Origin of the sequence: Aeromonas sp. PS2Canimalfood6, from assembly GCF_048276795.1 — a bacterium.
In the GTDB taxonomy this organism is placed as follows: Bacteria; Pseudomonadota; Gammaproteobacteria; order Enterobacterales; family Aeromonadaceae; genus Aeromonas; species Aeromonas caviae.
In genome coordinates, this window is the sequence record NZ_JBLUXC010000003.1 from 77,325 (window position 1) to 102,295 (window position 24,971).

Annotated in this window: 29 protein-coding genes; 5 read left to right on the top strand and 24 right to left on the bottom strand. The window is 58.8% G+C overall.

Annotated features, from left to right (window positions below; translation table 11 throughout):
- Positions 1 to 13: 13 nt before the first annotated feature.
- From ACNPAA_RS02300 to ACNPAA_RS02325, 6 genes are all read right to left on the bottom strand, one after another.
- Positions 14 to 1,222, bottom strand: coding sequence for a phosphopentomutase (locus ACNPAA_RS02300; protein ID WP_039039948.1), 1,209 nt, complete (start codon positions 1,220 to 1,222; stop codon positions 14 to 16).
- A gap of 14 nt (positions 1,223 to 1,236) precedes the next feature.
- On the bottom strand, positions 1,237 to 2,568 hold the full coding sequence (deoA, locus tag ACNPAA_RS02305) for a thymidine phosphorylase (protein ID WP_039039947.1): 1,332 nt from the start codon (positions 2,566 to 2,568) through the stop codon (positions 1,237 to 1,239).
- A gap of 82 nt (positions 2,569 to 2,650) precedes the next feature.
- Positions 2,651 to 3,424, bottom strand: a complete 774-nt coding sequence (gene deoC / locus ACNPAA_RS02310) for a deoxyribose-phosphate aldolase (RefSeq protein WP_039039946.1) — start codon at positions 3,422 to 3,424, stop codon at positions 2,651 to 2,653.
- A gap of 387 nt (positions 3,425 to 3,811) precedes the next feature.
- On the bottom strand, positions 3,812 to 3,982 hold the full coding sequence (locus tag ACNPAA_RS02315) for a XapX domain-containing protein (protein WP_010673027.1): 171 nt from the start codon (positions 3,980 to 3,982) through the stop codon (positions 3,812 to 3,814).
- A gap of 123 nt (positions 3,983 to 4,105) precedes the next feature.
- Positions 4,106 to 5,380 (bottom strand): NupC/NupG family nucleoside CNT transporter, encoded by a 1,275-nt coding sequence (locus ACNPAA_RS02320; RefSeq protein WP_010673026.1) that lies wholly within the window; start codon positions 5,378 to 5,380, stop codon positions 4,106 to 4,108.
- A gap of 213 nt (positions 5,381 to 5,593) precedes the next feature.
- A complete protein-coding gene (locus tag ACNPAA_RS02325; protein WP_417891545.1) occupies positions 5,594 to 6,382 on the bottom strand; it encodes a TatD family hydrolase in 789 nt (262 codons plus the stop codon).
- 40 nt (positions 6,383 to 6,422) lie between these two features.
- On the opposite strand from ACNPAA_RS02325, the gene tppF reads away from it, so the two are divergent.
- Positions 6,423 to 7,037, top strand: coding sequence for a type IVa pilus pseudopilin TppF (gene tppF / locus ACNPAA_RS02330; protein ID WP_029313748.1), 615 nt, complete (start codon positions 6,423 to 6,425; stop codon positions 7,035 to 7,037).
- Here tppF and ACNPAA_RS02335 read toward each other — a convergent pair.
- From ACNPAA_RS02335 to amt, 4 genes are all read right to left on the bottom strand, one after another.
- Positions 7,006 to 7,176, bottom strand: a complete 171-nt coding sequence (locus ACNPAA_RS02335; protein ID WP_171864938.1) for a DUF5363 family protein — start codon at positions 7,174 to 7,176, stop codon at positions 7,006 to 7,008. The genes tppF and ACNPAA_RS02335 overlap by 32 nt on opposite strands.
- 81 nt (positions 7,177 to 7,257) lie before the next feature.
- Positions 7,258 to 7,767, bottom strand: a complete 510-nt coding sequence (locus ACNPAA_RS02340) for a GNAT family N-acetyltransferase (protein WP_171864946.1) — start codon at positions 7,765 to 7,767, stop codon at positions 7,258 to 7,260.
- 187 nt (positions 7,768 to 7,954) lie between these two features.
- Positions 7,955 to 9,307 (bottom strand): 23S rRNA (uracil(1939)-C(5))-methyltransferase RlmD, encoded by a 1,353-nt coding sequence (gene rlmD, locus ACNPAA_RS02345; RefSeq protein ID WP_368203852.1) that lies wholly within the window; start codon positions 9,305 to 9,307, stop codon positions 7,955 to 7,957.
- 231 nt (positions 9,308 to 9,538) lie between these two features.
- Positions 9,539 to 10,966 (bottom strand): ammonium transporter, encoded by a 1,428-nt coding sequence (gene amt, locus ACNPAA_RS02350; protein WP_417891546.1) that lies wholly within the window; start codon positions 10,964 to 10,966, stop codon positions 9,539 to 9,541.
- 533 nt (positions 10,967 to 11,499) lie between these two features.
- Between amt and ACNPAA_RS02355 the strand changes: the two genes are divergently transcribed.
- Positions 11,500 to 11,868, top strand: a complete 369-nt coding sequence (locus ACNPAA_RS02355; RefSeq protein ID WP_045523149.1) for a VOC family protein — start codon at positions 11,500 to 11,502, stop codon at positions 11,866 to 11,868.
- 841 nt (positions 11,869 to 12,709) lie between these two features.
- Here the strand turns inward: ACNPAA_RS02355 and ACNPAA_RS02360 are convergent.
- From ACNPAA_RS02360 to ACNPAA_RS02425, 14 genes are all read right to left on the bottom strand, one after another.
- A complete protein-coding gene (locus ACNPAA_RS02360; RefSeq protein WP_160171051.1) occupies positions 12,710 to 12,874 on the bottom strand; it encodes a hypothetical protein in 165 nt (54 codons plus the stop codon).
- 102 nt (positions 12,875 to 12,976) lie between these two features.
- Positions 12,977 to 13,147: a hypothetical protein gene (locus ACNPAA_RS02365; protein WP_270817428.1), complete on the bottom strand. Its 171-nt coding sequence runs from the start codon at positions 13,145 to 13,147 to the stop codon at positions 12,977 to 12,979.
- A gap of 332 nt (positions 13,148 to 13,479) precedes the next feature.
- A complete protein-coding gene (locus ACNPAA_RS02370) occupies positions 13,480 to 14,406 on the bottom strand; it encodes a hypothetical protein (protein ID WP_270817429.1) in 927 nt (308 codons plus the stop codon).
- Positions 14,407 to 15,345: 939 nt separating this feature from the next.
- Positions 15,346 to 17,310, bottom strand: a complete 1,965-nt coding sequence (locus ACNPAA_RS02375; RefSeq protein ID WP_270817430.1) for a DNA primase family protein — start codon at positions 17,308 to 17,310, stop codon at positions 15,346 to 15,348.
- The gene (locus tag ACNPAA_RS02380) at positions 17,303 to 17,560 is read right to left on the bottom strand and encodes a hypothetical protein (RefSeq protein WP_270817431.1); all 258 of its coding nucleotides are present in this window, start codon (positions 17,558 to 17,560) and stop codon (positions 17,303 to 17,305) included. The genes ACNPAA_RS02375 and ACNPAA_RS02380 overlap by 8 nt, the downstream gene beginning before the upstream one ends.
- Positions 17,557 to 17,721: a hypothetical protein gene (locus ACNPAA_RS02385; RefSeq protein WP_201955369.1), complete on the bottom strand. Its 165-nt coding sequence runs from the start codon at positions 17,719 to 17,721 to the stop codon at positions 17,557 to 17,559. The genes ACNPAA_RS02380 and ACNPAA_RS02385 overlap by 4 nt, the downstream gene beginning before the upstream one ends.
- Positions 17,718 to 18,224: a hypothetical protein gene (locus ACNPAA_RS02390; RefSeq protein ID WP_270817432.1), complete on the bottom strand. Its 507-nt coding sequence runs from the start codon at positions 18,222 to 18,224 to the stop codon at positions 17,718 to 17,720. The genes ACNPAA_RS02385 and ACNPAA_RS02390 overlap by 4 nt, the downstream gene beginning before the upstream one ends.
- A 3-nt stretch (positions 18,225 to 18,227) precedes the next feature.
- Positions 18,228 to 18,680 carry a hypothetical protein gene (locus ACNPAA_RS02395; RefSeq protein ID WP_270817433.1) on the bottom strand — a complete coding sequence of 151 codons (453 nt, stop codon included), beginning with the start codon at positions 18,678 to 18,680 and terminating at the stop codon, positions 18,228 to 18,230.
- Positions 18,681 to 18,689: 9 nt separating this feature from the next.
- A complete protein-coding gene (locus ACNPAA_RS02400; protein ID WP_270817434.1) occupies positions 18,690 to 18,905 on the bottom strand; it encodes a helix-turn-helix transcriptional regulator in 216 nt (71 codons plus the stop codon).
- 61 nt (positions 18,906 to 18,966) lie between these two features.
- Positions 18,967 to 19,383 (bottom strand): Mor transcription activator family protein, encoded by a 417-nt coding sequence (locus tag ACNPAA_RS02405; RefSeq protein ID WP_270817435.1) that lies wholly within the window; start codon positions 19,381 to 19,383, stop codon positions 18,967 to 18,969.
- A 12-nt stretch (positions 19,384 to 19,395) separates the two neighbouring features.
- Positions 19,396 to 20,592 (bottom strand): tyrosine-type recombinase/integrase, encoded by a 1,197-nt coding sequence (locus tag ACNPAA_RS02410; protein WP_270817436.1) that lies wholly within the window; start codon positions 20,590 to 20,592, stop codon positions 19,396 to 19,398.
- A gap of 391 nt (positions 20,593 to 20,983) precedes the next feature.
- The gene (locus tag ACNPAA_RS02415; RefSeq protein ID WP_417891547.1) at positions 20,984 to 22,036 is read right to left on the bottom strand and encodes a site-specific integrase; all 1,053 of its coding nucleotides are present in this window, start codon (positions 22,034 to 22,036) and stop codon (positions 20,984 to 20,986) included.
- Between the two features lie 102 nt (positions 22,037 to 22,138).
- Positions 22,139 to 22,882, bottom strand: coding sequence for a WYL domain-containing protein (locus ACNPAA_RS02420; RefSeq protein WP_182955413.1), 744 nt, complete (start codon positions 22,880 to 22,882; stop codon positions 22,139 to 22,141).
- Positions 22,882 to 23,598: a LexA family transcriptional regulator gene (locus ACNPAA_RS02425; RefSeq protein WP_417891548.1), complete on the bottom strand. Its 717-nt coding sequence runs from the start codon at positions 23,596 to 23,598 to the stop codon at positions 22,882 to 22,884. Before ACNPAA_RS02425 ends, ACNPAA_RS02420 begins: the two co-directional genes overlap by 1 nt.
- 147 nt (positions 23,599 to 23,745) lie before the next feature.
- Between ACNPAA_RS02425 and ACNPAA_RS02430 the strand changes: the two genes are divergently transcribed.
- From ACNPAA_RS02430 to ACNPAA_RS02440, 3 genes are read left to right on the top strand one after another with little or no spacing between them, the layout of a single operon-like run.
- Positions 23,746 to 23,961: a hypothetical protein gene (locus ACNPAA_RS02430; RefSeq protein WP_259269778.1), complete on the top strand. Its 216-nt coding sequence runs from the start codon at positions 23,746 to 23,748 to the stop codon at positions 23,959 to 23,961.
- 29 nt (positions 23,962 to 23,990) lie between these two features.
- Entirely contained in the window at positions 23,991 to 24,500 is a 510-nt protein-coding gene (locus ACNPAA_RS02435) for a phage regulatory CII family protein (RefSeq protein WP_417891549.1), read from the top strand.
- 10 nt (positions 24,501 to 24,510) lie between these two features.
- Entirely contained in the window at positions 24,511 to 24,969 is a 459-nt protein-coding gene (locus tag ACNPAA_RS02440) for a hypothetical protein (RefSeq protein WP_290434245.1), read from the top strand.
- Positions 24,970 to 24,971 lie beyond the last annotated feature (2 nt).

Genomic DNA, 24,971 nt, shown 5'->3' on the forward strand with positions numbered 1-24,971 from the left:
CCCGGGGTCACCATCACAGGAAGCTGGTACCGTATTGCAGCTTGGGCAGGCCGTGGTAGGCCGCGATGCTCTGGCCGATGTCGGCGAAGGTCTCGCGACGACCGACGGAGCCCGCCTTGACCGGCTTGCCGTAGAACAGTACCGGAATGTATTCGCGGGTGTGGTCGGTACCGCTCCAGGTCGGGTCACAGCCGTGGTCGGCGGTCAGCACCACCACGTCGCCATCCTGCAGCAGGTCGAACAGCTCCGGCAAGCGGGAGTCGAAGTACTCCAGCGCATCGGCGTAGCCCTTGACATCACGGCGGTGACCGTAGGAGGAGTCGAAGTCCACGAAGTTGGTGAAGACGATGGTCTGGTCACCGGCCGCTTTCACCTCTTCCAGAGTCCTGTCCCACAGCTCGGTCAGACCGGTCCCCTTCACCTGCTTGGTGATGCCCTGCTGGGCATAGATGTCGGCGATCTTTCCGATGGAGACCACCTGGCCACCCGCTTCCTTCATGTAGTCCAGCACGGTCGGCGCCGGCGGCAGCACGGAGTAGTCGTGGCGGTTGCCGGTGCGCTTGAAGTTGCCCTTGCCGCTGCCCACGAACGGACGCGCGATGACGCGGCCGATGTTGTAGGGCTCCAGCAGCTCGCGCACGATGTGGCACAGCTCATAGAGCTTCTCGAGGCCATAGGTCTCTTCGTGGCAGGCGATCTGGAACACGGAGTCGGCAGAGGTGTAGAGGATCGGCTTGCCGGTGCGCATGTGCTCTTCGCCCAGATCGTCCAGCACCTGGGTGCCGGAGGCGTGGCAGTTGCCCAGATACCCGGGCAGACCGGCCTTCTCGACGATGGCATCCAGCAGCTCCTGCGGGAAGCTGTTGTGATGGTCGTGGAAATAACCCCACTCGAACAAGACGGGCACGCCGGCAATCTCCCAGTGACCGGACGGGGTGTCCTTGCCGGAGGAGAGCTCCTGGGCAAAGCCGTAGGCACCGATCACCTCGACATCCTTGTTCAGTCCGGCCGGGAAGGTGCCGCTGGCGAGTTCGCCCGCGTGGCCCAGACCCAGCTTGCTGAGGTTTGGCAGGTTGAGAGCGCCACGGCCCTCGATCTCACCGGCGGCGCACGCCTTGGCGATATGGCCAAGGGTATTGGCACCCACGTCGCCGAACTTGTCGGCATCGGCGGCAGCACCAATACCGAAAGAGTCCATCATCAGAATAAAGGTACGTTTCATGGGACTTCCCCTTGTTACAAATCAGCCAGACCGATGCGACGGTAAACCTCGGGCAGCGCCTCTGGTCGGGTGTCGCCGATCTTCACGGCAGCCTGCACCATGCGGGCAGCCTCGGCAAATTGAGCTTCTGTCTGAGCGTGGATCAGGGCGAGCGGCTTGTCAGCATCGACGCTCTGACCCAGGCGGATAAAGTCGGTCAGACCGACCGCATAATCGAGTTTGTCGGCGGCGGCGCGGCGACCGCCCCCCATGGCGACCACCGCCAGACCCAGTTCACGGGTGTCCATGGCGGTGACGAATCCGCTGTGGGCCGCGTAGACAGGGCGCACGATGGCGGCTTTGGGCAGGTAGGCGTCGTAGCGCTCCATGAAGTCGGCGGGACCACCGAGGCCGGTCACCATGCGCCCGAAGATCTCGGCTGCCTTGCCGTTGTCCAGCACCGCCTGCAGCTTGGTGCGGGCATCGCCGTCATCGCTGGCAAGACCGGCGGAGATCAGCATCTCGGCGCACAGGGCCATGGTCACTTCGTGGATGCGCGGGTTGCGATACTCACCGGTCAGGTAGCGCACCGCTTCGCGCACTTCCACTGCGTTGCCGGCGCTGGAGGCCAGCACCTGGTTCATGTCGGTCAGGAGTGCAGAGGTGCGGCAGCCGGCACCGTTGGCCACGGCGACGATGCTCCTGGCCAGTTCCTCGGAGGCTTCAAAGGTCGGCATGAAGGCGCCGGAGCCCACCTTCACGTCCATCACCAGGGCTTCGAGCCCGGAGGCAAGCTTCTTGGAGAGGATGGAGCCGGTGATCATGGCAATGGACTCGACGGTGGCGGTAATATCCCGTACCGCATAGATACGCTTGTCCGCCGGGGCGAGATCGCCGGTCTGGCCGATGATGGCGACACCCGCCTCTTTCACCACTTTCAGGAAGCGGTCGTTGTCGACCGAGGTCTGGTAGCCGGGAATGGCGTCCAGCTTGTCCAGGGTACCGCCGGTGTGACCGAGACCACGGCCGGAGATCATGGGCACGAAACCGCCGCACGCAGCGACCATCGGGCCCAGCATCAGGGAGACCACGTCACCCACGCCGCCGGTGGAGTGCTTGTCGACGATGGGGCCGCCCAGGTTGAGGTGGTCCCAGGTCAATACCATGCCGGAGTCGCGCATGGCGCAGGTCAGGGCGACCCGCTCATCCATGGTCATGTCCTTGAAGTAGACCGCCATGGCCAGGGCCGCGATCTGCCCCTCGCCGATGGTGTTGTTGGTAATGCCCTGAACGAAGAATTGAATCTCTTGGGTACTGAGCGCTTCACCGTTGCGCTTCTTGCGAATAATTTCTTGAGGCAAAAACATCTTTCATTCCCTCCGTGCATCACGCACGAACACAGACCGAACCAGATCCGAAAGGGGGCGGCTCACCGCCCCCTGCCACCGCTTAGTAACCGCTGGTATTGGCAGGCTTGTCGCCATGCCCCAGGGTCGCCAGCAGACTGGCCAGCAGGCTGGAGGCGCCGAAGCGGAAGGTGCGGGCGGATACCCAGTCCTTGCCCAGGATCTCTTCGGCCATGGCCAGGTACTGACCCGCCACGGCGGCGTCTTTCACGCCACCGGCCGGCTTGAAGCCCACTTTCGGGTTCTTGGCCTTGATCACTTCCATCATGATGCGGGCAGCTTCCGGGGTCGCATTCACCGGCACCTTGCCGGTGGAGGTCTTGATGAAATCGGCACCGGCGTCGATGGAGATCTCGGAGGCGCGACGGATCAGCGCCTCTTCCTTCAACTCGCCGGTCTCGATGATCACTTTCAGCAGCACCTTGGCGCCGCAGGCTTCCTTACATGCTTTGACCAGATCGAAGCCGACCTGTTCATTGCCGGCCATGAAGGCGCGGTACGGGAAGACCACGTCCACCTCGTCGGCACCGTAGGCCACGGCGGCGCGGGTCTCGGCCACGGCGATCTCGATGTCGTCGTTGCCGTGGGGGAAGTTGGTCACGGTCGCGATGCGCACGTCGGCGGCGCCGATGTCACGCAGGGTCTTGCGTGCGATGGGGATGAAACGGGGGTAGATGCAGACGGCGGCGGTCAGGCCGGCCGGAGACTTGGCCTTGTGGCACAGGTCGATCACCTTCTGATCGGTGTCGTCATCGTTCAGGGTGGTCAGGTCCATCAGGTTCAGGGCACGTTGGGCGGCCACTTTCAGATCAGTCATGCTATGTCTCCAAAGTCTTGTTAAGCCCCATCACCCGCGATCGGCTTCACCGAACACCAAGGGTCGGCAGAGACGTTCCCGGAGCAACGGGATATGGAATTGCAGCGCAAATGCACAGGCAATACGGCTGCAAATAAGGCAAGAGCCCTGTCACTTTCTTACAAAAGTGCGGACTTGGTTCCATGAAGACTTGAGAAAGGCCGACTACGCAGACCCGACTTCCCAATCAATTCCATTTGACCGCCAACACCCGGATTCACCGGGCATTAGTCAATGCCAGCACCCTGCTGGCATCGCCTATTTCAGCCGAGATACCCCGTGTTTGCAAGCCGGATTTGCCAATTTCAGAGGTACCTCACACCCGGCAAATCCAGCGCTGGAAGGCGCTTAAGAGAAGAAGCGGGTCAGGATCCAGGAGTAGGCAATGCCCCCCAGATAGACCCCCACGATCCCCATGACGCCGGAGAGGACGGGCGGCGCCGGTATCGGCAACTTGAGGAAAGAAAACAACACCCCAACGATAAAGCCGGCCGCCATAGCCAGTAGCACTTCATTCATAGAACCTCCGATTTGACTCACTTTATTATTAGTCTTGACAGGAAAACGGTTGTCACCACCCCAAACGAGAACGCCACAGCAAATCGCTGTGGCGTTCGTCTTTATCCTGTCAGTCAGGCGATGTTACATGCCGGACAGCGCCAGGAAGAAGCCTGCGATGGTCGCAGACATCAGGTTGGACAGGGAACCTGCCAGCACGGCCTTCAGACCGAACTTGGCGATGGTGCCGCGACGGTTCGGTGCCATGGAGCCCAGACCACCCAGCAGGATGGCGACGGAGGACAGGTTGGCGAAGCCGCACAGGGCGAAGGAGATGATCGCCTTGGTGTGCTCGGACATGGCCACACCGTTGATCAGCACTTCATCCTTCAGGTAGGGGGCAAAGTTCAGGTAAGCCACGAACTCGTTGACCACCAGCTTCTGACCGATGAAGGAACCGGCCACGACCGCTTCGCTCCAGGGCACGCCGATCAGGAAGGCCAGCGGGGAGAACAGCCAGCCCAGCAGCAGCTCCAGGGAGAGTTGCGGGTAACCGAACCAGCCGCCCACACCGGAGAAGATGCCGTTGATCATGGCGATGAGGCCGATGAAGGCCAGCAGCATGGCACCCACGTTCAGGGCCAGTTGCAGACCGGCGGAGGCACCGGCGGCGGCAGCGTCGATCACGTTGGCCGGCTTGTCGTCCAGCTCACCTTCTGCGGTGTTCTCGTCGTAGCTCGGGGTCTCGGTTTCCGGTACCAGCAACTTGGCGAACAGCAGACCACCCGGGGCAGCCATGAAGGAGGCGGCGATCAGGTATTCCATCTTGACGCCCATGGAGGCGTAACCGGCCAGCACGGAGCCGGCAACGGAAGCCAGACCACCACACATGACGGCGAACAGCTCGGAGTCAGTCATCTTGGAGATGAAGGGACGTACCACCAGCGGGGCTTCGGTCTGACCGACGAAGATGTTGGCAGTGGCGGAGAGGGATTCGGTACGGGAGGTGCCCAGCACCTTCTGCAGACCGCCGCCCAGCAGCTTGATCACCCACTGCATGATGCCGAGGTAGTAGAGTACCGCGATCAGGGAAGAGAAGAAGATGATGACGGGCAGGACGCGGAAGGCGAAGACGAAGCCACCGCCACCGAACACTTCGAACATCTTGTTGCCAACCAGACCACCGAACAGGAATTCGATGCCGTTCTGGCCATAACCGATGACGCTGGAGACGGCGTCGGACACGCCCACCAGGATGTCACGACCGACCGGCACGTAGAGCACGAAGGCCCCCAGACCGGCCTGGATGGCAAAGGCGCCACCTACGGTACGAATTTTGATTGCCTTGCGGTTGCTGGAGAACAGCACCGCAATAAGGATGAGCGTCGCCATCCCTACCAGACCCATTATCAGATTCATTATTAACACTTCCTCTTTAGTAGCACCTGCCAGCTTGTTAACGATTTGTGTATTGAAGCCGCTAATCAAGGGTGCGCATTATACTAATTACGGTGCGACAAAATAGAATACTGGTCACATTTTATAAGCCACAAACGGCCTGAACATCGTTTAATTAGACCGCAAACGATTTTTATGGGCCCTGTTTTTTATCACTCGGTCATCATTTGATAATCAAATGTTAATTTCATGATTTCCCGGGGGGAACAGCCGCCGGATGGAGTCATGTAACACCGAAATAACATCCTCCAGCGGTTGCTGCCGCAATTGTGCCAACAAGCGGGCTATGGTCGGCAGGCTGGCCGGCGTGTTCACCTCCCCCTGCTGGCCTTGCAGCGGCATGTCGGGAGCGTCGGTTTCCAGCAGCAAGGCCTCCAGCGGCATCTGGCGTATCGCCTCCCGGGTCTTGTTGGCCCGCTCATAGCTGATGACCCCCCCGATCCCCAGCCTGAAACCCAGTTGCCAGAACACCTCCGCCTGATGCAGGGAGCCGCTGAAGGCGTGAATGACGCCCCCTTGTGGCGGAGTGAAGCGCCGCAGGATCTTGGCGACCGTGTCGTTGGCACGCACCGAGTGGACGATGAGGGGCAGCGCATGCGCCATGGCCAGCCGCACCTGCGCCTCGAACATCTCGACCTGCCCCTCCTGCGGCACATGGGAGCGCAGATCCAGCCCGCACTCCCCCACGGCCACCAGCCCACGGGGCCGACTCGCCAGCAGGGTCTCCAGCCGGGTCAGTACATCCCGGGGCTGCTTGCCCACATACCAGGGATGGATCCCCAGGCCATAACGGATGTCGTCGTGGCGCTCGGCCAGCGCCATCACCCGCCCCCAGTTTTCCTCTCCCACGGCGGGGATGATATACTCGCCCACCCCCAGCTGGCGCCACCGGGTCAGCAGCGCCTCCCGATCGGCGTCAAAGACCGGAAAATCGAGGTGGCAGTGGGTGTCTATCAATTCCATGTCGCGCTTACCTGTCTGTCGTACTCAATGGGTTCATTCCATGCCAACACACGTTTCCCGAGGCTTTACCCTGATAGAACTGGTGCTGGTCATCATCGTGCTGGGGATCCTGGCCGTGACCGCCCTGCCCCGCTTCATCAACATCCAGGACGACGGGCTCAAGAGCAGCGTCTCGGCCACGGCGGGCAGCTTTGCCAGTGCCGCCCGGCTCGCCCACGCCGGCTGGGCGGTCAAGGTTAAGGGGGAGCCCCTGGCACTCTACAACTTTAGCGGCATGGGCAGGCAGGATCTCGACATCAACAGCCATGGCTGGCCGGTGGGCACCAAGGAGGACCAGGGAGGTCAGGGGCCCGATACCGTCTTCCCCGGTGGCGACAGCGATCAGATCTCCGTCAGCAGCCGGGACGACTGCGAGAGCCTGTTTGGCGCCCTGCTCGATACCGATCTGACGGTGGCCGATGAGTTGCACCAGGATTCAGACAGTGACTACATCTCCCGGCTCATCCCGGCAGACGCTCAGGCTGACGGCGCCCTTCGTCACGACAACTGCCGCTATACCCTGCGCAGCTCCGTGGGCCGCTTCCCGGCATACCCCGACGGGCTCTCGTTCGACTACAACAGCGTCACTGGCGCCGTGACCCGCCAGTTCCAGTGAGGTCGTCGCCCTTGTCCGGGCGCTTCTCCTCTTCATCATGGCGTACCGGCGCGCAGCAGCGCCGGTTCTCCGGTGTGAGTCCCCACTCCTGGCACCAGGCATCGTAGCGAGCCAGCCAACGCAGCAATATCCCCTTCATGGGCGCCTCCTTGTCTCGATGGTTTCCCCACAAGCTTGCCCCAATCCAACTCCCCAGACCAGCATCTCGGGGCCAGCGGCGTCATGGCCTGTCCAGCGGCAGCAGCAGCCCCATGGAAATCTCGTCCACATAGCCCTCGTCCAGCCGATAGGCCTGCCGTCTCACCCCTTCCTCCACGAACCCGCACTTGCGATACAAGGCGTGGGCCACCTCGTTGTGGGCCATCACTCCCAGCTCCAGCCGGTGGATACCGAGATCCCTCGCGGTCGCGATCAGGGTACGCAGCAACCGTTCCCCCCATCCCTGCCCGCGCGCCCTCGAACACAGCCCCATCACCACCAGGGCACAGTGGCGGTTGCGTGCCAGGCCGCCACCAAGGAGCGCGGCAAACCCTTGCACCTCCCCCGCCAGCTCCAGCAGCCACATGGCCTGATTGGGGGCTGCGGCCATGGCCTCGAGCCGCCTGCGCTGCCCCTCGATGTCCGAGGGGCGCTCTCCCGCTTCATACAGCATGAAGCGGGTCTCCCTGTCCAGTTGCCCGAAGAAGTGATCCAGCACCGCCGCATCCTCCACCCCTGCCATACGAATCATCACGCCGACCTCCCTGCCTGGTGGCTCTGCCGACCACGACCATAAAAAAACGACTCCCTCAGGAGTCGTTTTTATCAGAGCCATCTGGCTAACGCCACGCCCTCGGCCCGATCAGGCTTTCGCTGGCAGGCTCAGGCAGGCGACCGCTTCCACCTGCATCGCGCGAGGGGAAGATCCCGAGCGACGATCAGGCCTTGGTTGGCAGGCTCAGGCGAGCAACCGCTTCCACGTGCATGGAGTGCGGGAACATATCCACCGGCTGCACCTCGTCCAGCACGAAGCCCTGCTTGACCAGCCAGGCGAGATCCCGGGCCAGGGTCTGGGGGTTGCAGGAGACATAGACCAGCCGGCGCGGCGCCATGGCCACCAGGGTCTGCAATACCGCCTTGTCACAGCCCTTGCGGGGCGGATCCATCACCACCACGTCGGCACTCACCCCGTCGGCATGCAGGGCAGGCATCAGCTGCTCCGCCTTGCCCACGTGGAACTCGGTCTGCTCGATGCCGTTGAGGGCCGCATTGCGACGGGCGTCGCTGATGGCGCTCTCCACCGACTCGATCCCCACCACCTTGGCGGCCTTGCCTGCCAGGAACAGGGAGATGGTGCCGATGCCGCAATAGATGTCGAACACCGTCTCGCTGCCGGTCAGCTCGCAATATTCCAGCGCCTTGGAGTAGAGCACGTCGGTCTGGCTCGGGTTGTTCTGGAAGAAGGAGAGGGGCGAGATCTCGAATTCGAGCTCGTGGATCTTGTCGCGGATCACCCCGCTGCCCAGCAGCACCCGGTTCTTGTCACCCAGGATGCGGTTGGTACGCACCTCGTTGATGTTCTGCACCAGGGTGGTGACCGGCAGATCCGCCAGGGCCGCCAGCAGCTCGGCTTCGAACGGCAGCGCTTCGCCCAGGGTCACCAGCACCACCATCAGCTCGCCGCTCTTGAAGCCCTTGCGGGTCATCAGGTTGCGCACGCAGCCGGTGTGGGCCACCTCGTCATAGGCCGCAATGTCGTGCTCGCGCATCCAGTTGCGTACCCGGGCATTGAGCTCCACGTGCAGCGAGTCCTGCACCGCGCAATCATCGGCGGTGATGAGGTCATGGGAGTGCTTGCGGTAGAAGCCGATCTCGGCGCCCGCCTCGCTGCCACGCACCGCGTACTGGGCCTTGTTGCGGTAGGCAAACGGCGTCTCCATGCCGAGGATGGGGTTGACCACGGCCTCACCCAGCCCGACCTGCTCCAGTGCGCTCTGCACCAGGCTCTGCTTGAGGGCAAGCTGGGCCGGATAGGACAGCGGGCGCACCTGGCAGCCACCGCATTCGGTATTGGGGCAAAAATCCGGCACCCTGTCGGCGGACGGCTGGGTCAGCTCGACCAGCTTGCCGTGCAGGTAGTTCGGTTTGACCTCGGTCAACTCGACCAGCGCCTGCTCACCGGGCAGCAGACCCTCGACAAACAGGGGGCGATCGAACAGGCGACCCTTGCCATCCCCCTTGTCGGTCAGTTCCAGAATATCGATCTGATGTTGGTGTCCCACTAACGGCATGAGCGGCTCCGAAGGCATGAAAGAGAGGGTGACGACGGGGCAGACCCGGCGACCCCGAATAAAGGGTGGCAGAGTTTAGCGGAGATCCGCCCAAAATGCAGGCATAAAAGACCCTGCAAACACAAATAGCGACCCCGGCCACCAGCAGCCCGGTCCGGGCAGCCTGGCCAGTCCGCCCCAATAAAAAAACCGCCGGACGGGGCCGGCGGTATGACATTCATGGCAGCAGGATCAATGGCTGTAGGCTTTCTCGCCGTGGCTGGTCACGTCCAACCCTTCGCGCTCGGCATCTTCCTTCACCCGCAGACCGATCAGCAGGTCCACCAGCTTGTAGGCCACGGCCGAGACCAGGGCGGACCAGACCACGGTCACCCCCACGCCGATGACCTGTACCTTGACCTGGGCCAGGATGGAGTATCCCTCGGCCACCTGGTTGGTCACATAGTCCCACACCCCGGTGCCGCCCAGATCCGGGCTGGCGAACACCCCGGTCAGCACGGCACCCAGGATCCCGCACACCCCGTGCAGGCCGAACACGTCCAGGCTGTCATCGGCCCCCAGCAGACGCTTGAGACCGTGCACGCCCCACAGACCGGCCACCCCGCTGAGCAGGCCGATGATGAGGGCGCCCCCCACACCGACGAAACCGGCGGCAGGGGTGATGGCGACCAGACCCGCCACCGCACCGGAGACAGCGCCAAGCAGGGAGGGACGGCCCTTCATCGCCCACTCGGCGAAGGTCCAGGAGAGGGCGGCAGCGGCCGGTGCGATCCAGGTGTTGGCGAAGGCCAGGGCCGCCGTGCCGTTGGCTTCGAGGGAAGAGCCAGCGTTGAAGCCGAACCAGCCGAACCACAGCAGGGCGGCACCGATCATGGTCATGGTCAGGCTGTGGGGGGTCATGGGGTCACGGCCATAGCCAACCCGTTTGCCCACCATGAAGGCCCCTACCAGACCGGCCACCGCGGCGTTGATGTGCACCACGGTGCCGCCGGCGAAGTCCAGAGCGCCGTGCTGGAACAGATAGCCTGCGGTGGCGCCGGCCGCTTCGGCGGCGGCCGCATCCGTGTAGGCATCCGGACCCGCCCAGTACCACACCATGTGCGCCATCGGGATATAGGCGAAGGTGAACCAGATCACCGCGAACAGCAGCACCGCCGAGAACTTCATCCGCTCGGCAAAGCCGCCGACGATGAGCCCGCAGGTGATGGCGGCAAAGGCACCCTGGAACACCACGTAGATGAACTCGCTGATCCCGACCCCCTTGCTGAAGGTGGCGGCGATGGAATCCGGCGTCACCCCCATCAACAGCACCTTGTCGAAGGAGCCGTAGAAGGCGCCGCCCTCGGTGAAGGCCAGGGAGTAGCCGTAGACCACCCAGAGGACGGTGATGAGGCAGAACAGGGTGAACACCTGCATCAGCACGCTCAGCATGTTCTTGGCGCGCACCAGGCCGCCGTAAAAGAGGGCGAGGCCCGGCACGGACATCAGGATCACCAGGGCCGCCGCCACCATCAGCCAGGTATTGTCCCCCTTGTTGATGGTCACGGTCGCGGCCGCCTGTACCACATCGGCCTGCGCGGCCACCTCTTCGGCCCAGCCCGGGGCGGCCATGGTGGCGGCCAGCGCCAGCAGGCCAGTCATTACGAGTCTCTTGAACATACAGCCCTCTCCTTGTCGTCCCGGCATCCGGGTCCATTTCCTGATATGCATTTCCAACCTGGCCACCTGCCCACCGTACCTGTGTGGCTCACGGAGACATCATGGCGACATGACATGGGGAAAGCATAAAGCAGGCCAAGAAAAATAATCCTTTTATTTCATATCGTTATCTTTTCATCACATTCAACACGCACCATCTTGGCGCACAATGCCCGGTTACAGGGGGAAAATCGCACTTTGGCTGTGCATTGCCGGGAAAATGCACCAGGATGACCCAACCACCTCACAATGACAGGGCGAACCCGTGGTGATGTCACCCTGGCAGGCTTATCTATCCTGCTAAGGTATTTATGAAATAAATGAAATGGGCCATACCATGGTGAAATCAAATGAGGCTGACGGCCAATATCCCCCCACCCGAGGGGCACAAGCACGATAAGAGTGCAAACTCGCGCCATTCGTCTGGCTTGCCCCGAAATGCCCGGTCATACTGGCAAGCCATCTTCCCCTGTTCCCAGCGCCGCGAGGAGCCCATGCCTAATCTCAACGTGACCGAAATCAAGGCCTTCGTGCCTGCCCGGGATTTCACGCTGTCAAAGCAGTTCTATCAGGATCTCGGCTTTACCCTGGCCTCCGATGGCGACGGCGTGGCCTATTTTCATCTCGGCAACGCAAGCTTCCTGCTGCAGGATGGCAACCCCCCGGGGCTGGCCGAGCAGCTCATGATGCACCTCCTGGTGGAGGACGTGGCCGCCTGGCAGGCCCAAGTGGAGGCGAGCCAGGTCGCCGCCCGCTACGGCGTCCGGGTCACGGAGCTCGTCACCCAGCCGTGGCGCATGAAGGAGTTCTGTCTGTACGACCCCTCAGGCGTGCTGTGGCGTATCGCGCAGAATATCGACTGAGGGGATGGCAGTCCGAGAGGCTGATGGCCTGACAGCCTGTGGGTCTGAAGGTCTGAAGGTCTGAGGGTCTGAGGGTCTGAGGGTCTGAGGGTCTGAGGGTCTGAGGGTCTGTGGGTCTGTGGGTCTGTGGGTCTGTGGGTCTGTGGGTCTGTGGGTCTGTGGGTCTGTGGGTACACCTCTTAGCACCGCCCGGAAAAACAAAAGGCCATCCGCGAGGATGGCCTTTTGTCATGGAATCTGATGGTGCCGGGGTCTCTATCGAACTTGAAATATAACACATTGTTTAATAACAGATAATTTCAATGAGACTTTCTTTTATACCCCCAAAAATACCCCCAAACTAAATGCATTGTCATGATATGGCATGATACAACGACAGGCTACGCGTGAGTGGCATCAAGGCGACTCAGGCAACATTAATCCTCTCGCCACCAAAAAGGCGATCACTTCATGACGGCGCCACAGGGTACCTCCCTTGGCCATCCAGTTGAGGGGCTCTGGGAACGGGGTACCCTGAGCAGCCCACTCCTGGCGGCGCCGATAGAATGTGGTTCTACCGATCCCCCCAAGCAATAGCTCGATGTCACAGCGGCGGATCAATGCAGGAACTTGCGTGTGGTTTTTCATAGCGCGTCAGAATTCCTCAGTACACCATTGCCAATAGAGGAACAGTTTACAATTCCTCAAGTGCGCAACGCATGTAAAGTCTCAGGATTTGCCGCCAGATATAAACATAAATTCCACTTCCAGCCGCCTCGCAGATATCAAATGCCGCGGCGTCCATGCCCCCGCAGGGGATCCCCCCGGAGGAAGGACCCACCACAAAAACACTGGGGCGAGCTCACAAACCAAACCACTTGGCATCCCAGCTACCGACGATTGCTCCCCGCTTTGCCAGCTTGCGCAAAGCCGAACGCTTGGCAGAATGCGCCCCATTGGCCTTGTACTTTCTGCGGGGTTTTGTCTCTGGTTGCGGCTCTTGAGTCTCTGATAATTCTTCTGACATAACTCGTTCTCCTTAAAGTAAGTGCCCCACTTTTACTGAACTGGCTGGGGCCACCAGCGCACGACCGCGCCCCAACTAGAGGCGCTCAGAACATCATTAGGTCTACAGACCTTTTTCCATGGCTTTGGCAGCGAATGGGCTCATGCCTATTTCAAAGCCGGTTGTTTGCTGAAAGATGGCTCTGGCTTCCTCCAGCTTTTTAAATTGATCATTTGTCAGCAAAACAGTGAGACGGCGCCACTCGTTATGCTTGTGCTCACTCTTCTTACTCATCGCGAACCCTCACCATTCATGGACCCAGTTTTTCCGAGGTGAATTACCACCTGTTTGCATCAGATTTATGTGTCGCCTTACCACTGTTGCCAAATAGCGGCAGGCTCTGGCAATTTGGGCATCTGTCAGCTCCGGAAATGCATTTGCCAAGTATTTGGCATCATCAGCACCGTGTATCCACCCTCGGAGGTGGCATAGCTGAACCACGGTACGAGGTGCGCCATCATCGCCATCTGGGCGCTGATGAAAGGTTGCGCCCTCGATTGCTGCCACAACCTCATTAGGTAGGGCTGTGGCCTCGTCAACACTCCCTCCCTTCCGGTTGTTCATCTCTATACTCCCCCAACTGTCCAGAACGCCGCAGGGTTCGGCAGCATCGCTTGGGCATGACACCAACAGGTGATGGCCATCTTTCCCGATACATCAAGGCGCTCAACTACCAGAGTGATCTCTTCATGAACAGCCACAGCGGAACGAGACCAGGAGCCGACCAGGGTGGTCGATATATCAGGCGTCAGCTCAGCCAGCACACCAGCAGCCCGCAACACACCATCATGACCAACAACGGCACCGGGAGCGGAAGTCCCAACGAGAGCCCGGAGCTCACCGAATTCATAACCAAGAGCGGCAACCCCACCCAGAGAAAACGGCGAGGGATTCTTAGCCTCAATCGCTTTCAGCAGCACCATATCGGCAACTCTGGCCACCCCCATTGCAATAGCGGCAAGGGTGATATCAGCCAATTTCCCGTCTTCATATGATTTTTGCTCGGCACGGCTCAGCTCTACGCGAAAGCCAAATCCCGGCATGGTGTCCATATCAACCTCTGAACGAAACACCGGCAGAGCGGATTTAGTCAGCTCTTTATCGTCATCCACTTGAGAAAATTTCGCAGATTCAACCAAAGTGAAACCATTGGTACGGCGAGTCATCACCACTTCGCCGTTACCTATCGGAATCGCTTCCCCTGACTGCTCAACAACAATGATCTTGGCGCCAGCTTTGGCTACACGGCTTGCCTTCATGATTGCGGTAGAGAGCTTGGTTTTTTTCCCAGCTTCTGTACCCAACGGGGTATAGATACTGTTGTCAGCATCCGCGGCCAGGAATGGCGGTAAGGTAAGATCGCGAAGTAGCAAAGTAGATACGGATGCCGGCGCCTTCGGAATTATGTGACGAACTGAATCATCCTTGTTGTAAATGACACTGGCACCAAGTTGGCTTTTGGCATCGTTGAGTAATGTTTGCAGTTGGTTCATGCCTCTGTTCACCCTAATCGCTCTGACTGGATAACAGCTTGCCCCACGCAGCATGATTGCTTCCTCTTGGGGGATTTCCGCCCCTGGTACGAAGTAATCAGAAGCGCTCTGCAGGTCAGCCTTTGGCTGCTGCTTATTAACCCAGCCATTGGCTGAGTTACCCCATTCGCGGCGCCCTACTGGCAATCAGCGCACGCCCCCAGCAACACTGATCTAAATCTCCCGACTTTTCGGGAGACATAGTCGTAGTGATCGATTTGAAAGCCCATGCAGATATCAAAGATCGCGGCGTCCATGCCCCCGCAGGGGATCCCCCGGGAGGAAGGACCCAAGGCAAAATTAGGCGCCAATCAGTGGGGGGTCGGCTAAGAAATCAGCCAACCAAGGAAGGTATCCGCTTCGGCCAGATTAAGCGCGGAGTTTCAGCCCTTGGCGGACACCGGTTCGGATGGGTGACTGACGAGTTTTGCGCGGGATTTTGCCCGCGATCATTTGTTGGTCATTTTGAGCGAATAGCGTGGGGGAAACTTTTATGCCGAAATATACCCTACAAACCCTACCCAAGATGAAAGCCTTGATACGACTGGCTTTGCGCGGGGAGGGTTTAAAATTTACACCCTACCCAATCCCTACTTTTAGACCCTACCAGCAACACTGAACCAACTACTTTCCAGTGTGACGATCTCTGATCCAAAAAAGCCATCCTTCCCTATTTTGGGGAATGTTTACCTGTTTCGGGTAATGGTAGGGTTAAGGCTAAAAAGGTAGGGTTTAGGTAGGGTTAAAAAATAATATCCCTACCTCTTTAAATCCCTTATGCAGCATGGCTTTCAGTGATTCGGGTAGGGTTTGTAGGGTTCATTTGCAAAAGTCCTACGTATATGGCGGCGATAAGCATAAGGGCCACACTCGGCAGCCCTCATTTACTTCTGGATGGCGTCATTCATTCCCAACATCGGCAGCCTGGGGCATGAACTGTTCTGCCGCCTCGGTCGGTGTAACGTTCGTTTGGGCCTTGCCCTTGATCGTCCTGCTGCTGTACTGGGTGCCGTACTCCTTGGCCGCCGCTTTGACCGCTCGGGTAAATCCCTGAACGGATAGCGGACGACCCAGTCCGTGATAATCCATGAATGCAAGGTAGAGGTGATAGAGATAGCGTCTTGGCTCTCGCTTGATCTCCGGATTACCTCCCATCATCAGGCCCTTGGGCTCATCGAGAAAAGCCACCAGCCCGCAAAGATCGATCACCGGATCCGTGGCCCGCTTGATGGTAAGAGCGTCTCCTGAATTGCGTTGCTCCAGCAATAGCAGGCGCGCGCGTTCCGGATCTGTGAATAGGGTAAGTAGGTGGCGGATCACCACCGGCAGCTCTGCCGCTATCTTCTCTCCCAATAGCGGGTCTTTGTCGGTCTCTCCCACGACCCGGTTAAAGGTAAAAATCACCCTTCGGCGGGATACTCCCCCATTACGCTCGGTAATGATCATCGGCTCGTTGTTGGTCACCAGTACCACCGCCTTAATGACCGCGCCGTACTGCTTCTCATACTTGCCATCGATCTCAACCATATCCCCGCCAGTGATGGCCTTGATGCCGCTGCCATCGCCAATGTATTTGGATTGGTCCGGTAAGGCGATCAGCCGCTTGTCTACGAACTGGGCTCGCCCTCTGGCAGTATCCAGGGAGGCCATATTGCCGGACCCAGTATTGCGCGGGCCACCAGCAAGCAGGGTCGCAATCCGTGCAAAGATGCTCTTACCGCTGCCACCCTCCCCGGTCACCTCAAGGAATAGCTGCCAGTCATAGCGGTTGGCCAGCACCATAAACAGAGCGGCCTTGATGCGATCCATTTTGGCAGCATCATCCTCTGCAGCGTGTCTCAACCACTTGGTGAAGCTGGGCGCGTGGTGCTCGATACATTCATCAGGTAGCGGAGCTGCGTACTCAATACCATTGTGGTTCAACAGGCCATCAGCTGGAGAGTGAGGACGGAACCCCCGAGCCTCCATGTCATAGACCCCATTGGCAAACCCGATCAGATCTTGGCTTGGTTGCCCCATTACCGGGATCATCAACTTCATGGTCGATACTGCAGCCCCAATCCCCTTGTCACTGAACGGAGCTCCATGCTCAGTGAAAATAGCGGCCATCTCCCGGCGCAGTTCGGTATCTGACAACGGCCCCCACAAACTGCCGTCATAACGATACACACGCTCAGCCTCGATATTTATCGCAACCTCCCCCAAGCGCTCCACCAGCAGAGCCGCCCGTTGGCTGGCGCTCATTTTGTCGATCATGACCTCCTTGGTTGCGGTCAGCCCGTTGGCTTGATGCTGGTCACTCCAATCTCCTGAAATCTCAGGAACAGCTGCCTGCCCCGCGATAGCGGCGGCGGATTGCTTGGCCTTGGTATTGCCCTGGTTGCCGCTCACCAGATCCAGCGTCTGCTCGAAGTCCACCACATCCACCAGTTGCCAAGGCTGGGCATTCTGGCCATAGTTGCCGCGGTAAAGCTCGGCCTTAGGCGCTTGCTTGCGCAATGCCAAGATCAGCCGCTTGGCTTTCTCTGGTGCCAAGTTGCCGAACTGGTGAACGATGACGCGCTCTGTGGCATCCCGATCGGCCATTTTGTAGAGCTCGCCCCCTTCATCCAGTTGGACCGGACGAACATATAACGCCTGCTCTGGCTCAAACTCTGGATCTATCGGGTTATCTGCCGCGATGGCGTCATTATGGGCTCGCTGCAGCGTGGCTCTGATCTCCGCATCTCGGTTGGCTTGTTCACCGGTGTGGATGACGATCACCTGCATCTTGTCCAGGCCTTTGAAGTTGAGGAAGGCACCTGCCCTGGATGGAAGGCTGTTTTGATGGTCGACCGCCTCCACCAGCGTGTTGATCTCACTCATTGCAACCCCCTGTCAGCACGGCCACCAGCTCCTTGAAAGCCCGTTCATCCAATCCGGCTTTCAGTTCCCGGGCTTGCTTGGCTGTCACCGCTACCGCGGCGCCGTTGGTCTGTGCAATAAACCGATCTCGATCTGTTCGCCAGTTGAATGCGCTCAGGCTGCCAACTTGTGAACGTTTGCCGGTGCGTGGGTTGATAGGGCCGGTGAAGGTTGGCTGTTCACTACCGTTTGCCCATGCGAAGTAGATCATGCCTTGCCCCCCTTATTGGTTGGCTTATGGGGGTACTCATCAGGCAGGTTGATCAGTGTCACCATAACCGGCTTGCCATCCACTATGCGGCGCACGCGGCGCATGGAGAGGTCTGCCAGTTCGGCCAAAAACTCGGGGCTCTTCTGCTTGGTAGTTCTCATGCCTTGGCCCTCCCAGTCGGAGTGCGGGACATGAATACCAAAGGCAGGCCAGCCAGAGCGATACGGGCTTGCGCTTCGGTGTCAGCAACGGCGGTAATGGTGCGGATACGGCGCAGGTCTGCCAGTCTGCAGGCGCTCGAGGCGATCAGGAAGGTGAAGATCATGGTATGAATCCTTGGTTTTGATAGACCAAGGCGGATCGGGTAGCCGCAAAGCAGTGCCAAACCAAGGAAGGCACAGTGGGGGCGTTTTCTTTGGCTCCCGACCCATGCCCCCAAAACTGGATAGATCGCCGGCAAGGTGCCGGAAATGGGGGAAGAGGTGCGAATTGTCCTTGGTTTAGTCACAGCTTGCGGGTGCTTAATCCGCCAGCCACGCCGCCACTTGCTTAAGGTGACGACAGGTAAGATCGTACCGTGTTGCACGTTATCAGGCAAGTCCATCAGGTTGAATTTGGGCAAGACCTCGCCCTGGGCGGTGCGCCCATTGGTTCTCATGTTCATGGCTTACCCCTCGTTTGGCTGGCTGGTGGAGATGCCAGGGGAATGAATGGGGAAGCGAGCTAAGTAGCTGGCAACCTGACCTTGTGACATAGACACGGCGCCGCGCTGCTTACGTTTCAGGTTGATCAGTTCCACCAGCTTCCGAGCTTGGTCGCGGTCTGCAACCCAATACCGTTTGAGGTGAGTTACTCCATCACCACTGTGATGATGACTAAAAAGCTCATCAATAATGGCGATCCCGTGATCGCGACGCAGATCGCTGATTGAGTTGCGAGCGTTGAGATCATGCAAACGAGCGAGAGCTGATAGTGAACTGATACCCTGGGGACCATTCTCTACCAAGTGAAGGGCCACCAGCTCGAGCTTGGTAGCGCCTTTGGCTGGCTTGATGTTATGATCCCTTTGCTTACTAAGGGTCGTGCCGTTCTGCGGTGCGGCCTTTTCTTTTTTGCTCATCTCCGCCCCCTACGCAGCTTTGCCTTGTGCGCCAATCCAGGCGTGTACTTCTTCAGCGCGCCAAGCGGTGATCCGTTCTGACAATTTGACTGGTTGAGGGAATGATCCATCTTTTACCTTTCGCCAAAGCGTGGCAGATGAAAAACCCAGATGAGGAAGCATGGCCGCAGAGCGGACAAATCCTGTTGAAGGGATAGCTGGGATTTGGTGTTGCGTGGATTTCATATTGTGAGCCTCATTGAATAGCCGTGATTCGGCTTGATTCGTAAGGTCACATGTAGAGGCGTTATGGTTCCTCTTGGGGGATTTCCGGATCTCGTTCACTGGTGGCTTTTTTGAGGATGTTGCGCACCTGCCGGTCTGACATGTCAAACGACCAGGCCACGGCCTTTTGTGAGGCCCCCCTCTTAACCATGTCTATGACTGCCTTATTCCTGAACGTCAAATAGTGATCATGGCAGATCGGCGGGTAGAGAATTTCACCCCCAAAAGCCTCAACTAGCTTAGTGGCTAGCTCAACACCAATAATCTTGGCGAGAGCATGATCGGATTTGATTTTTTTGGGCACGTACAGAATTACGTGGGTTTGCTTTTTTGTTTTACACCTTGGTAGCTGCCCGATTAGCTGAAAAGTTTTCTCGGTGCCGATAATATCGGCAATTTCACGAAAACTGTCAGGAGCCCTTGATAAATCAAATGTCATGCTACCGCCTCTCTAACGATTCACTAGATGTACGGTACCACCCTGTTGAGATTCATAGAAATCAGCCAGCCACTGCAACAGCTTGCGGCGGTCATCCAAGTACTCGGCCCGGTGATAGGCAGCCCGCACCTTATTGCGTTCAGCGTGGGCCAGCTGGCGCTCGATAACGTCCGGATCAAAGCCCTCTTCGTTCAAGGTGGTGGATGCCAGAGCCCGGAACCCATGAGGAGTAGCAACGCCCGCATATCCCATCCGGCCCATCGCATAGCTCAGGGTGTTCTCACTCATGGGCTTGGTCAGGTTGCGCTCACTGGGAAACAACAGCTCACAATGACCGGTGAGCTGGTGGAGCTCATCAAGGACAGCCAGCGCCTGCCGGGATAGTGGGACGATATGCTCTGAACGCATCTTCATCCGCTCAGCAGGGATCCTCCACTCGGCCCGCTCTAGGTCGAATTCATCCCAGCGGGCAAAGCGCACCTCGCCCGGGCGGGTCATGGTCAGCATCAGCAGATGGAAGGCAAGGCGAGTTGCAGGGTTCAGGGGCTCAACAGCAAGACGGCGGTAAAACTCTGGCAGTTCAGCCCGGGGCAATGCTGGCCGGTGTTCTTTCTTGGCGGCTTTGAGTGCCCCTTTCAGGTCTTGGGCTGGGTTGTAGCTGGCTCGGCCTGTCTGGATGGCGTAACGCATAATGGCACTGATCCGCTGCAGTACTCGCCCAGCTGTTTCGGTTGCCCCGCGCTTCTCAACTTTCCGCAGAGCCTCCAGCATCATGGGGGCGGTCAGTTCAGCAACAGGAACAAGCCCCAGATCAGGGAAGGCATCAACCTCCAAGGATTCGATTACCCGAGTGGCGTGGCCTTGGCTCCAACGGGCAAGCTGGCTTTGGTGCCACTCCCGCGCCAATGCTTCGAAACTGCTTTCGCTGGCCAGCCGACTAGCAACCTTGCTTTGCTTGCGGACCAAGCCGGGATCAACGCCATCGGCGATCAGGCGGCGGGCATCATCCCGCTTAGCTCTCGCCTCTTTCAGTGACACCTCTGGATAGACACCCAGGGCAAGCGCCTTCTCTTTGCCACCATGGCGATACTTGAGCCGCCAGTACTTACCAGACTGATTGACCAGCAGGAACAGTCCCTTCTCATCGGAAAGCTTCTGAGGCTTGCCGCTGAACTTGGCTTGCCTGGCTGCGGTATCGGATAACGGCATGGGGGTATCTCCCGTCTCTGCTTGGGGGTACTTATCGCATGCTGGGGGACAAAAAGTGGACACTCTGCGGGCCTGTAACGGCGCGGGCTGGTGGCCTGAGGGGGTACTTTTTACCCCCATCTGGACTGATACCCCCAGATGTACCCCCGGCAATGGGGGTATGTCATGAGGCTATATGATACGACAGGAAATAACAAAAAACCCGCAGAGCCTTAAGCTATGCGGGTTTCAGGTCTGCCGTGATACGGCATGAAACTGTAATATGGTGCCCGGGGTCGGACTCGAACCGACACGTATTGCTACGGCGGATTTTGAAACCGACTGGATGCCTTTGAAATCAATAAGTTACTGATTTCAAAGGGGCTGAAAAAAGCAATATGGCTAAATATCGCTAGATGTGAGGGGCCTCGGTCGCCACTTTGTCGCCATTTTTTAGCGCGGTGATCGGGTTGAGACGCACCGCATCTTCCAGGTGATCGGGGGCAAAGTGGGCATAGCGCATCGTCATCTTGATGTCGGTGTGGCCGAGGATGCGCTGTAGCACCAGGATGTTGCCGCCGTTCATCATGAAGTGACTGGCAAAGGTATGGCGCAGAACGTGGGTGCTCTGCCCTGCGGGCAACTTGATGCCAGCCCGTCTGATCGCCTTCTCGAAGTCGGCATAACAATCATCGAACAGGCGGCCGGTTCGCCGGGGCAGCATGGCCAGCAACCAGGGAGCAACGGGAACAGTCCGGTTTCGCTTGCCCTTGGTCTTGGTGAAGGTGATCCGTCCCAGGCCGATCTGGGAGCGGCTGACCTTCTCAATCTCGGACCAGCGAGCACCGGTAGAGAGGCAGAGCATGACAATGAGCCACAGATCCCGCTGCTCTTTGCAGGCATCGAGCAGTTGCTCGATTTCATCCTGGGAGAGGTAAGCCAGCTCGCTTTCCTGCACCTTGTACTGGCGCAGGTCAGCCAGCGGGTTACCGCCGCTCCACACCCCCAGGCGTGCCAGCTCATTGAATACAGCCTGCAGATAAAGCTGCTCCCGGTTGATGGTGGTCGGCGTCACCTGCTTGCGCTGCCCAGGCACGTAGAGCTCACCAGCCAGACGGCGCTCGCGGTATGCCGAGAAGTGCTCGGAGGTGAACTCGGTCGCAATGGGGTTATCCAGTGCCTCGCACAGCCACACCAACTTGTCCCGCCGCCGTTCACCGTCGGCCAGGGTCTGGCCGTGGCGTCCGAACCAGGCGGCAACGAGGTCTGACAGCCGCCGCTCATCACCGGTAACGGCCACCGCTTCTGTCTGTTGCCAGGGCTTGGCGGTGAGCATGTGAGATTCCCACGCCAGCGCCTCCCCCTTGGTGGCAAAGCGCTTGCGCTTCCGGGGCCCATCTCGACCATCAGGGTAAATTTCAGACAGCCAGGGTTTTGCCTTGTGATCTGTTTTACGAACCGACATAGCCGCACCCAGACCGAGTTTGTTTGTGGGATGCAATGACCTGTGCCAACTGGTCACATGCAGGCTGCCAGGGCTTAGCTTGCCCCTCAATCTTCTTGGAGGTCATGAGTCGTAACGATCGAAATAGGCCTTGGGGAAACCTTCGGAAGGAAGGATGTCGAGCATCTCGACACACCACCCTTCAAAGTCATAACGCTTTGAGCCGACTTTCAGCATGGTTTGAATGTTGTCCACCTTGAAGGTCCGATATTCTCCGCGAAGCTGGCAGGTTCCGCGCAAATAGAACTGCCCTTTCGGGTTGAACGATACTTCCGTCACCTCGACCGTTCTCCGAGTTCGCTCACCATCAAAATCGAGATAGGTGAACTCGACGGGCTTGGTATCGCCAGCCCACATTACGGTGAGGCTGTCCTCGAATTTCTGCAAGGAATCGGACTGCTTAAGGGCTCTGCTTTCACGATCATCTTCATATCTAATAGATACTTCGAGCTGGGGTTTACCGTTTTTAGCTGCGGCTCTTTCAGCCTTAAAACGGGCCTGCTTGTCTTTCAACTCATCGACTCGGGCCTGTCGCTGTTCAGGCGAAAGGCGCATAAGCCAGATCAAGTGTGCAATAAATGCCCCTATGCCATAAAAACCAGCCAGAAGAGCCAAAGATATAATCGCGGAAGACCAGGTTTGAGCGCCTTCGAAGGCACTACCTAACGTGATAAGTGCAATCGCTGCCATCCAACACACCACAAATGCCTTAAAGCGCGATTGAAGCCTAATCAATGAGGGCTTGAACGCCGCAACGATACTACCAACGGCACACAGAGCCGCTACCAACGCAAAAAAAGTTCCCATCAGAATTTCTTCCCGGCCCAAACCACACGGCCAACCAGATCCAACTCGGCCAGTTCGGCCTTGCTCAGGTCACGGGATTTATACAGGGGGTTGTCAGAGATGATGCGCACCCCGCCCAGGTCGAACTGCAGGCGCTTGACGAACAGGCCACCATCGAGGCGCAGCACATAGAGGCCATCACGGGGGGCTTCTCCATTCTTCAACCGCACCAGGATCACATCGCCATCATTGATGGTCGGCTCCATGCTGTCGCCCTTAGCCCGAATGACCACCATCTTGGCCGGGTCGAACCCTTCACGACGCAGCCAGTCGGTACGGAACGCCATCTGCTCGGCCATCGCCTCATCCGTGATCTGTGAACCATGTCCGGCGCTGGCCTCAACCTGATAGGCGGGGATCGTGGTGAACTCGTCGGTTACATGAAAGCCTTGCAGATCAGAGGATGGGGAAATAGGCAGATTTGTTCGAGAACTGCTACCTGCATCACCGATACCAAACACCAACCAGTCAAAGGTGACACCTCCTGCTCGCGCCAAGTTTAAAGCTCGATCAATAGGAGGAATGGTTCCCTCATACAGATAGCGCTTTAGGCCGCTATCGCTCATGTCTGCTCGTCGAGCAAAAGCGCGAAGTGGTTCGTTGCCTATCACCTTATTAAGTCGTTCTGAGAAGGATGACTGATCAAAATCAACCTTTAAAGCTTTCTCCGTAGTCATAAAGCACCTTATAGAACTTTATTGGACGATTAATGCTCCTTCGACTTGACCGAGTAACTTTTTAGATCAACAATTCGCTTTGTGAGATTGAATTGAAGCTTTAGATCTATATCGAGCCGTATCGAGCAACGTTTAAGGGGATCTATCATGTCAGAGATTGCACTCAAGATCGACACACCAGTCAAAACCATCGAGCGCTATAGCGCCGATACCGGCATCCCTGTTGGCACCGTCAAGAAGATGATCTCCAGTGGTGAGCTGCAGATCATGCCAAAACCAGGCCCCAAGCACCGCGTCCTGATCAACATGGTCGCGCTGTACCACAAAGCCGCCGCAGCCGCCTACCTCCCTGCAACCTCCTGATTACTATGGCACTCATTGGAGCGAGAACCATGTTTATCAGTGGCGACTGCAAACATCCGCACTTCGAATCTGCATGCAGCAGGTTCAAATCCAACCACGTGATCAGCCAGATTGCCCCGTCCGCTGGCATCGACGCCCAGGTGCTGAGGAACAAGCTCGGCCCTGACCAGCCGCACCAGCTGACCGTGGTCGATCTGATCGCGCTCTACCACGCCACCGATGGGGACGAAACCCTGATCGACGGCATGCTGCTGGAGTGTGGCCTGACGGCCATCGCCATCCCCAGCGCCGACCGGGCGCCATCCCTACCCCATCAGGCGATCCGCCTCAACGCTGACGTGGCCAGTATCGGCCTGCGTGCGGTGGAGCTGGCCGAACGGGGACGGGTCACCCGCACCGAACGCAACACCATCATCAGTGTCGCCACCGCCGCCATGGGGTCGCTGGCACTGCTCATCCACGACGTAGAGGCCCGATTTCAAGCCGTGCCGGCCGTCGCCTGCGCATCAGACATCCTGATGCAAACCATGACCATGTAAGGGGAGACCCATGCAACAGACATCCATCAACCACGACGAACGCAACCTCGCGGGCCTGACTCCGCTGGAGCAGGTGGCCATGAACACCGCCGGCTGCCAGATCCTGCGGGAGTTGTTCGGCAAAACGCGATCCAGTCTGGACACCGACTGGCTGGCCCTGAGCCAGGCCAAGAAAGCGGCCATCTGTGCCATCGCCCGCCAGCCACGGGGCGAGCTGATGACCGCCACCTTGTCAGCCCTGCCCCATGCACAGCGCGAGGCGGTCAGGCTGGCGGTGATCGCACTGGAGTACCAGGGGGAGTTTCGCGGCGGCTGTGACGCCAAGGTGTGGCACCCGGCGCCAGTGACCAGACCTATCGGAGATATCGAGAGAGAGAAGAAGGAACGCGCCGCCAAGCTGCGCATGAAGCGCGCCGTGCTGGCGGGCAGTGAGATGTGCCAGTCAGGCCCCAGGGCCATCGGGCAATAAAA

Excerpts from the sequence above, each read along its gene's own strand:
- ACNPAA_RS02380 (WP_270817431.1), bottom strand. The coding sequence starts at position 17,560 with ATGATCTACTTCGCATGGGCAAACGGTAGTGAACAGCCAACCTTCACC.
- amt (WP_417891546.1), bottom strand. The coding sequence starts at position 10,966 with ATGTTCAAGAGACTCGTAATGACTGGCCTGCTGGCGCTGGCCGCCACC.
- ACNPAA_RS02320 (WP_010673026.1), bottom strand. The coding sequence starts at position 5,380 with ATGAATCTGATAATGGGTCTGGTAGGGATGGCGACGCTCATCCTTATT.
- ACNPAA_RS02340 (WP_171864946.1), bottom strand. The coding sequence starts at position 7,767 with ATGATTCGTATGGCAGGGGTGGAGGATGCGGCGGTGCTGGATCACTTC.
- ACNPAA_RS02395 (WP_270817433.1), bottom strand. The coding sequence starts at position 18,680 with ATGAGCAAAAAAGAAAAGGCCGCACCGCAGAACGGCACGACCCTTAGT.
- ACNPAA_RS02325 (WP_417891545.1), bottom strand. The coding sequence starts at position 6,382 with ATGGAATTGATAGACACCCACTGCCACCTCGATTTTCCGGTCTTTGAC.
- deoA (WP_039039947.1), bottom strand. The coding sequence starts at position 2,568 with ATGTTTTTGCCTCAAGAAATTATTCGCAAGAAGCGCAACGGTGAAGCG.
- ACNPAA_RS02420 (WP_182955413.1), bottom strand. The coding sequence starts at position 22,882 with ATGGGAACTTTTTTTGCGTTGGTAGCGGCTCTGTGTGCCGTTGGTAGT.
- ACNPAA_RS02315 (WP_010673027.1), bottom strand. The coding sequence starts at position 3,982 with ATGAATGAAGTGCTACTGGCTATGGCGGCCGGCTTTATCGTTGGGGTG.
- ACNPAA_RS02405 (WP_270817435.1), bottom strand. The coding sequence starts at position 19,383 with ATGACATTTGATTTATCAAGGGCTCCTGACAGTTTTCGTGAAATTGCC.
- rlmD (WP_368203852.1), bottom strand. The coding sequence starts at position 9,307 with ATGCCGTTAGTGGGACACCAACATCAGATCGATATTCTGGAACTGACC.
- ACNPAA_RS02360 (WP_160171051.1), bottom strand. The coding sequence starts at position 12,874 with ATGTCAGAAGAATTATCAGAGACTCAAGAGCCGCAACCAGAGACAAAA.
- ACNPAA_RS02335 (WP_171864938.1), bottom strand. The coding sequence starts at position 7,176 with ATGAAGGGGATATTGCTGCGTTGGCTGGCTCGCTACGATGCCTGGTGC.
- ACNPAA_RS02385 (WP_201955369.1), bottom strand. The coding sequence starts at position 17,721 with ATGAGAACTACCAAGCAGAAGAGCCCCGAGTTTTTGGCCGAACTGGCA.
- ACNPAA_RS02425 (WP_417891548.1), bottom strand. The coding sequence starts at position 23,598 with ATGACTACGGAGAAAGCTTTAAAGGTTGATTTTGATCAGTCATCCTTC.
- ACNPAA_RS02415 (WP_417891547.1), bottom strand. The coding sequence starts at position 22,036 with ATGTCGGTTCGTAAAACAGATCACAAGGCAAAACCCTGGCTGTCTGAA.
- ACNPAA_RS02375 (WP_270817430.1), bottom strand. The coding sequence starts at position 17,310 with ATGAGTGAGATCAACACGCTGGTGGAGGCGGTCGACCATCAAAACAGC.
- ACNPAA_RS02435 (WP_417891549.1), top strand. The coding sequence starts at position 23,991 with ATGTTTATCAGTGGCGACTGCAAACATCCGCACTTCGAATCTGCATGC.
- ACNPAA_RS02430 (WP_259269778.1), top strand. The coding sequence starts at position 23,746 with ATGTCAGAGATTGCACTCAAGATCGACACACCAGTCAAAACCATCGAG.
- ACNPAA_RS02390 (WP_270817432.1), bottom strand. The coding sequence starts at position 18,224 with ATGAACATGAGAACCAATGGGCGCACCGCCCAGGGCGAGGTCTTGCCC.
- ACNPAA_RS02440 (WP_290434245.1), top strand. The coding sequence starts at position 24,511 with ATGCAACAGACATCCATCAACCACGACGAACGCAACCTCGCGGGCCTG.
- ACNPAA_RS02355 (WP_045523149.1), top strand. The coding sequence starts at position 11,500 with ATGCCTAATCTCAACGTGACCGAAATCAAGGCCTTCGTGCCTGCCCGG.
- ACNPAA_RS02365 (WP_270817428.1), bottom strand. The coding sequence starts at position 13,147 with ATGAGTAAGAAGAGTGAGCACAAGCATAACGAGTGGCGCCGTCTCACT.
- ACNPAA_RS02370 (WP_270817429.1), bottom strand. The coding sequence starts at position 14,406 with ATGAACCAACTGCAAACATTACTCAACGATGCCAAAAGCCAACTTGGT.
- ACNPAA_RS02410 (WP_270817436.1), bottom strand. The coding sequence starts at position 20,592 with ATGCCGTTATCCGATACCGCAGCCAGGCAAGCCAAGTTCAGCGGCAAG.
- tppF (WP_029313748.1), top strand. The coding sequence starts at position 6,423 with ATGCCAACACACGTTTCCCGAGGCTTTACCCTGATAGAACTGGTGCTG.
- deoC (WP_039039946.1), bottom strand. The coding sequence starts at position 3,424 with ATGACTGATCTGAAAGTGGCCGCCCAACGTGCCCTGAACCTGATGGAC.
- ACNPAA_RS02300 (WP_039039948.1), bottom strand. The coding sequence starts at position 1,222 with ATGAAACGTACCTTTATTCTGATGATGGACTCTTTCGGTATTGGTGCT.
- ACNPAA_RS02400 (WP_270817434.1), bottom strand. The coding sequence starts at position 18,905 with ATGAAATCCACGCAACACCAAATCCCAGCTATCCCTTCAACAGGATTT.